Below are 5,694 nucleotides of genomic sequence, written 5' to 3'. Positions count from 1 at the left end.
CGTTGGCGCAACCGATGCCCTGCGTGATGACCTTGCCCAACCGATTGCTGGACGATTGTTCTTCGCGGGAGAAGCAACAGAACGCACCTATCCCTCAACCGTTCATGGAGCCTACCTCAGTGGATTGCGTGCTGCTGATGAGGTGATGCAGGCATAGATTGAACCCCAATGATTCACGTTCACAGCCTAAAACCACAAACGACCCGCTGGGGGTCGCTTGTGGGAGAGAAGAGAGAGGAGAAGGTTTGACTTCAGTATACCAGAGAATGTGGATTATAGACATTAGATAGGTATTAATATTTCACTTACGACACAACCTTCTCAAACCATGCAGTCCGTAAAAAGCGATATTGACACGTTCCGTTGCAAGGTAAATCACCGTTTTGTTGTGGTAGCTTCAAATAACCAAAATCCTCGGAATCGGATTCAACAGCATAGAATTCCTTGTATGGGTGGGCGCTGATACATCCAGTATTCGCGAATTCTATGCCATTTGTCGTTCACACGCGTAAATACCTATCCTTGTAGGCAAGCCCTTACTTCATCGCCATCAAAATTTGCCATTGGCTGGTTTCATCGAATGGTACGATTGGCAAGACCGCATCGCCAAACACTGCTTGCAAGCGCAACCCAGCCCGTTGCACCTGTTGCTGCCATTCGGGGAAGGTATACAAACGAATGCGCTCGCCCGGGTGCACAGCCTCGCCGCCATTTGGCTCGATATAGCGATAGGCAGTTTCGATCGTGCCTGTGGTTGGGCTAAAATGCGATTCGCGCAGCACATAGCCCGGCCCAACTTGATGCCAACCACGCCGATAGTGCTGCATATAACTACTAATTTGATAGGGATTAATACATTGCAATACCAGCCGTCCCTGCGGCACAAGGTGATCAGCCAAATCATTCAGCAATTGCTGATGCTCAAAATCGCTGAAAAAGCCCAACGAGCTATTCATAATCAGCACCACATCGTACATGCCCAAATCATCAAGTTTTCGCATATCACCAGCAATCACCCGGGCAGGCAATTGCTCAGCAGTGATTTGGGCGCTAAGCTGATTAACCAACGGCGTTGCTAATTCAACCCCATCAACGTGATAGCCACGCCGCGCCAAGCCCAGCAAATGCCGCCCATTGCCACACGCCAAATCCAAAACTCGCATATCGGGGGTTAAATTCAAAATCATTTCCAGAAAATCAACTTCATTGTTGGTGAGGCTTTCGGCAACGTCGGAATAGGTTGCAAACTCGTGAATTTGAAACAATTCTTCCCACCACATTCGCTGTTCATCCATTGCCAACCTCGCTTATAATCTACAAACAATGCCAGTGATTGAGGGTCGCATATGTTGCCAGAAACACTTATCCAACAGATGAGCCATGGCTGGGTTCACGCCCCGATTGCCTCGCTGATTTATCATCGCAATGGCCGCGCCGAATTGCTCAACCGCGCCGGAATGGAGTTATTGCAATATCAGCCGGAAGAGGCTGCCCTAGCTCAACAACATTATAATCTGCATCGAGACCCTTCACTCCAAGCGCCGCTAACCAAAAGTGCCATTGCCTCAGCTTTTGAGGGCAAAAAAACCCGCATCGGCGAGTTGGATTATGAGTTGCTAAATGTGCAGGCGCGGCCTTCTGGCAAACATATTGTGGCGCGACTCAATCTGGCTCCGCTACGGGTCGAAGCCAAAACTGGCGAGTATATTGTGGCATTTTTTACCGATATCACGCCCCAAGTAACCCTGCGCCGCGAACTCGATAGCCGCAAGCACGAAATTCAACAGGCCGAACAACAACAAGAAGCGCTACGAGCCGAAATCGAAGCTCGTTCAGCTCCGGTTGTGCCAGTGTTGCCCGGCATTTTGGTGTTGCCCTTGGTTGGCGCGATCGATTCACGCCGCGCCGAATATGTCTTGAATTGTTTGCTCGAAGCCGCCTCAGAGCATAGCGCCGATACGCTGTTGCTCGATGTTACGGGCATTCCGGTGGTCGATACGGCTGTAGCCAATTATCTGCTGCAAGCCATCAAAGCGCTCAAATTGCTTGGCACCGACACCATTGTGGTTGGCATCAGCCCCGAAATTGCCCAAACCTTGGTGCAATTGGGCCTGCGGCTGGAAGATATTACCACTCGCGCCGATTTACAAAGTGGCTTGCAGACCGCCCTTCGTCGCCAAGGCCAAATTATTCGTGCTCGTTCGTGAGGTGCGCCCATGGCTTCTAGCTTAAATACACTCATTCGCAGCAGCGCTTGGTCGGTTATGTCAATCGGTTCAGCCATTTACGATCAAACAGGCAAGGTCATTTATACCAATACTGCCTTGCGCCGAATTTTCAATCTCAGCCCAGCCGAAATGTTGGAACTCCAAGAACATTACAATTTATTTGATGATCCTTCCTTGGCGACCCCTGAACTGCAAGCAGATTTGAAACGGGCATTTGCTGGCGAAGAAGTTTTCTTGCCAATTTTAGATTATGTGATTGTTGATGCCCATGGCCAGCCGAGCAACCGCCATTTAGCCGCACGCTTTTTGCTCAAGCCTGTGGGCGATGCCACGCCACCAGAATATGTCGTGGGCTATTTCCACGATGTCAGCGAATCGCTCGAGTTAGAAGCCCAAATTAGCGCTCGGCGTGATGAAATTGATCGCATGAGCCAACAAGATTCGTTGCTCAAAGCCGAAATTGCCGCCCGTGCTGTGCCAGTTGTGCCAATTCTGCCAGGAATTTTAGTATTGCCCTTGGTTGGTGGCATCGACCCAATGCAAGCCGACCAAATTATTACCGCCTTGTTGCAGGCCAGCTCGCGCAGCAACGCCGATACCGTGATCTTGGATTTAACCGGCGTGCCGGTGGTGGATACGGCGGTGGCAAACTACATTTTGCAGGCTATCAATGCGCTTAAATTGCTTGGCACTGAAACAATTGTAGTCGGCATTAGCAACGAAATCGCCCAAACCATCGTGCAATTGGGCATTCGCTTGGATACAATCGCCACTCGCGCCGATTTGCAAAGCGGCTTAATGGCCGCGCTCGAACGCCAAAACTTGACGATCGAGTCGATCTAACGTGCTATAATCGCTGCATTAGGCATGGTCAAGTTGGTTACGCCCTAGCGTAGCCTTTGTGGATAGGAATTCTGGTTTTGAGCTTCATTCTGTTGCTTGATGAGGATCGGGCGTTTTCGGCCACGCTCGCTCGTACTTTAGAGATGGCCAGTTATCGGGTGATGCGCGAATGGACTGAAACCAGCGCTCGCGAGGTTGCCCGTACCCAACAGCCCGATCTCATTTTGCTCGATCTTGAACTGGGCCGCGAACAAGGCTGGGCCTTGCTCGATGAATTGGTGAGTTTAGGCCTGCGGGTCATGGTGATGTCGCATCGCAGCAGCGCCGAGGATATTGCCCGTGGCCTGCGGGCTGGCGCGACCGATTATATCACCAAGCCCTACCGCACCGAAGAATTGCTGGCGCGGATTGCGATTCGCTTACGCCAAGCGCCACCACCCGCCTTGCAACGCGCCGATACGCGCACACCCAAGCTAGCCGAGCCAGTCATCGAAACTCCTATGGCTGCACCAGCGGTTGAGGCTGAAGCGCCAACCCTGAATATTCCGCTTGGGCAACGCCTGCGCCAAGCCCGCAAACTGCGCAATATCTCGCTGGTTCAAGCCAATTTGGATACCAAAATCCAAATGTATTATATTCAGGCGATCGAAGAAGAGAAATATGCCTTGCTACCGCGTGGCACTGCCGCCGAAGAGATTGTGCAACGCTATGCCCAATTTTTAAGCGAAGATCCCGATCAGGCGTTGGCCGAGTTCCGACGTTTGCACCATAGCGATGTTGAAACCCTGCGCAATTTGGGCGGCCAGCCGGTGCGCTATCGACGGCGCGTTTCGTGGCCGTTGGTGTTGAGTTTGGTTGCATTGCTAACCTGTGGGCTAGCCTCTGGCGCGATTGCCTTGATCTTCCCTGAAGAAACCCGTAACGTCACAACCAATGTACGGGCGATGTTCAGCGACCCAACTGCAACCCCGACGCTTACGCCAACCCCAACCGCTACGCCTAGCCCTACACCAACATTAACGCCGACCGCTACGCCTAGCCCTACGCCAACATTAACACCCGAACCAAGCCCAACCCTTGATCCGAATGCGCCCACGGCGACACCATAAGGAGTTTGTATGTCAATTAAAGCTGATCGCTGGATTAAGCGCATGGCCCAAGAGCATGGCATGATCGAGCCATTTGTTGATGGTCAAGTGCGCGGTGGAGTCGTTTCATATGGCTTATCGTCCTATGGCTACGATATTCGAATTGCTGATGAATTTAAAATTTTCACCAATGTCAATTCGGCGATTATCGACCCCAAAAACTTCGACCCACGCTCGTTTGTCGATGTCAAAGCTGACGTTTGTATCATTCCACCAAACTCGTTTGTACTCTGCCGCACGATCGAATACTTCCGCATTCCGCGCAATGTGCTCTGTGTTTGTGTTGGCAAATCGACCTATGCAAGATGTGGTCTGATCGCGAATGTAACGCCCTTCGAGCCAGGTTGGGAAGGCTATGTGACAATCGAAATTAGCAATACAACGCCATTGCCTGCCAAAATCTACGCCAACGAAGGCATTGCCCAAGTGCTGTTTTTCGAGGGCGATGAGTTGCCAGACGTGGCCTATGACGATCGTTCGGGCAAATATCAAGGCCAAACTGGCGTGACTTTGCCACGAATTTAATCATTAATTTGGCCATTTTAATAAATCAGCATACAATACAAACAACCACCATGTTCGTGGTAGCGAGGAAGTGAATACTTTATGCTGGTAACAGGTGTTGATTTAATCGAGATCGACCGGATCAATCAAGCAGTATCACGTTGGGGCCAACGGTTTGCCCGTCGGGTTTGGACCGAAGCAGAATGGTTGCGCTGTCGTGATAGTGCTCAGTCGTTAGCGGCACGTTGGGCGGCCAAGGAAGCCGCCGCGAAAGCCCTCGGTGTTGGCCTCAAAGGCATTGGCCACCCCGCATGTGCCGTCGCCTGGCGTGAAATCGAAGTTGCTAACGACACCCAAGGCAAGCCACTGTTGCGGCTCCACGGCGCAGCCCAACAACGAGCCAACGAACTAGGCATTCGCCATTGGTCAGTCAGCCTTTCGCATAGCGGCGATCAAGCAATCGCGTTTGTGGTGGGTATGGGCTAGATCAAGCGTGTTTTGGGCGATAGTGTGAATCCTATCGCCCTTTTGTTGTTTAAACTAACGATCTTCCAAGAACGAAATTAAGCGGCCTTGGCCATCATACAAGGTCGCATCATCTTTTTCAGTATTGCTCCAAATTGGCGCACCTGCGGTTGAATTAATCGTACGCGTTTCGCCAGCAGCAAGGCTACCACCAAGGGTTGCATGCAACTGATTACCACGAATACTACAGATTTTCCAGCCATCAATCGCCACTGGAGCATTGCTCACATTTTGAATCATAACAGTTTCGGCGCGTTTATCGACGCTGACAATTCTCACTGGAAAATTGCTGGCGACGGTTGGATCAGCTTGGCAATCGTTGAACGATGGTGGTGGTGGTGCAGGCGTGGGTGTGACAATTGGGGCGGGAGTTGGGGTTGGTACAGGCAGAATTGGATTGCCGCGATTGGTATAGACTTCTTTGCCCAACAAGCCCAACAACACCT

Annotated in this window: 8 protein-coding genes; 6 read left to right on the top strand and 2 right to left on the bottom strand. The window is 51.4% G+C overall.

The window, feature by feature from the left end; all coding sequences use genetic code 11:
* A partial coding sequence (locus tag DEF47_RS18035; protein ID WP_353845092.1) for an FAD-dependent oxidoreductase occupies positions 1 to 157 on the top strand: 157 nt, incomplete at its 5' end.
* Between the two features lie 379 nt (positions 158 to 536).
* Here DEF47_RS18035 and DEF47_RS18030 read toward each other — a convergent pair.
* Positions 537 to 1,295: a class I SAM-dependent methyltransferase gene (locus DEF47_RS18030; protein ID WP_012188872.1), complete on the bottom strand. Its 759-nt coding sequence runs from the start codon at positions 1,293 to 1,295 to the stop codon at positions 537 to 539.
* 51 nt (positions 1,296 to 1,346) lie between these two features.
* Here DEF47_RS18030 and DEF47_RS18025 point away from each other — a divergent pair, with 51 nt between their 5' ends.
* The 5 genes from DEF47_RS18025 (at position 1,347) to acpS (ending at position 5,209) form a co-directional block, all read left to right on the top strand.
* Positions 1,347 to 2,207, top strand: coding sequence for an STAS domain-containing protein (locus tag DEF47_RS18025; RefSeq protein WP_012188871.1), 861 nt, complete (start codon positions 1,347 to 1,349; stop codon positions 2,205 to 2,207).
* Positions 2,208 to 2,216: 9 nt separating this feature from the next.
* On the top strand, positions 2,217 to 3,071 hold the full coding sequence (locus tag DEF47_RS18020) for an STAS domain-containing protein (protein ID WP_012188870.1): 855 nt from the start codon (positions 2,217 to 2,219) through the stop codon (positions 3,069 to 3,071).
* 77 nt (positions 3,072 to 3,148) lie between these two features.
* Positions 3,149 to 4,180 carry a response regulator gene (locus DEF47_RS18015; RefSeq protein WP_012188869.1) on the top strand — a complete coding sequence of 344 codons (1,032 nt, stop codon included), beginning with the start codon at positions 3,149 to 3,151 and terminating at the stop codon, positions 4,178 to 4,180.
* 9 nt (positions 4,181 to 4,189) lie between these two features.
* Entirely contained in the window at positions 4,190 to 4,744 is a 555-nt protein-coding gene (gene dcd / locus DEF47_RS18010) for a dCTP deaminase (RefSeq protein WP_012188868.1), read from the top strand.
* Between the two features lie 81 nt (positions 4,745 to 4,825).
* Complete coding sequence (acpS, locus tag DEF47_RS18005; protein WP_012188867.1) at positions 4,826 to 5,209, top strand: holo-ACP synthase; 384 nt, start codon at positions 4,826 to 4,828, stop codon at positions 5,207 to 5,209.
* A gap of 54 nt (positions 5,210 to 5,263) precedes the next feature.
* On the opposite strand, the gene DEF47_RS18000 is transcribed toward acpS, so the two are convergent.
* The coding region (locus tag DEF47_RS18000; RefSeq protein WP_502697256.1) for a lamin tail domain-containing protein at positions 5,264 to 5,694 on the bottom strand (431 nt) is incomplete at its 5' end.

It is taken from the genome of Herpetosiphon sp., from assembly GCF_003512625.1.
Lineage (GTDB): Bacteria > Chloroflexota > Chloroflexia > Chloroflexales > Herpetosiphonaceae > Herpetosiphon > Herpetosiphon aurantiacus.
The sequence above is the reverse complement of the archived record's forward strand: the minus strand, read 5'-3'. Positions and strand labels throughout refer to the sequence as shown.

What these genes read in the sequence shown, in the direction of transcription:
- DEF47_RS18030 (WP_012188872.1), bottom strand. Translation starts at nt 1,295, where the DNA reads ATGGATGAACAGCGAATGTGGTGGGAAGAATTGTTTCAAATTCACGAG.
- DEF47_RS18025 (WP_012188871.1), top strand. Translation starts at nt 1,347, where the DNA reads ATGTTGCCAGAAACACTTATCCAACAGATGAGCCATGGCTGGGTTCAC.
- DEF47_RS18020 (WP_012188870.1), top strand. Translation starts at nt 2,217, where the DNA reads ATGGCTTCTAGCTTAAATACACTCATTCGCAGCAGCGCTTGGTCGGTT.
- acpS (WP_012188867.1), top strand. Translation starts at nt 4,826, where the DNA reads ATGCTGGTAACAGGTGTTGATTTAATCGAGATCGACCGGATCAATCAA.
- dcd (WP_012188868.1), top strand. Translation starts at nt 4,190, where the DNA reads ATGTCAATTAAAGCTGATCGCTGGATTAAGCGCATGGCCCAAGAGCAT.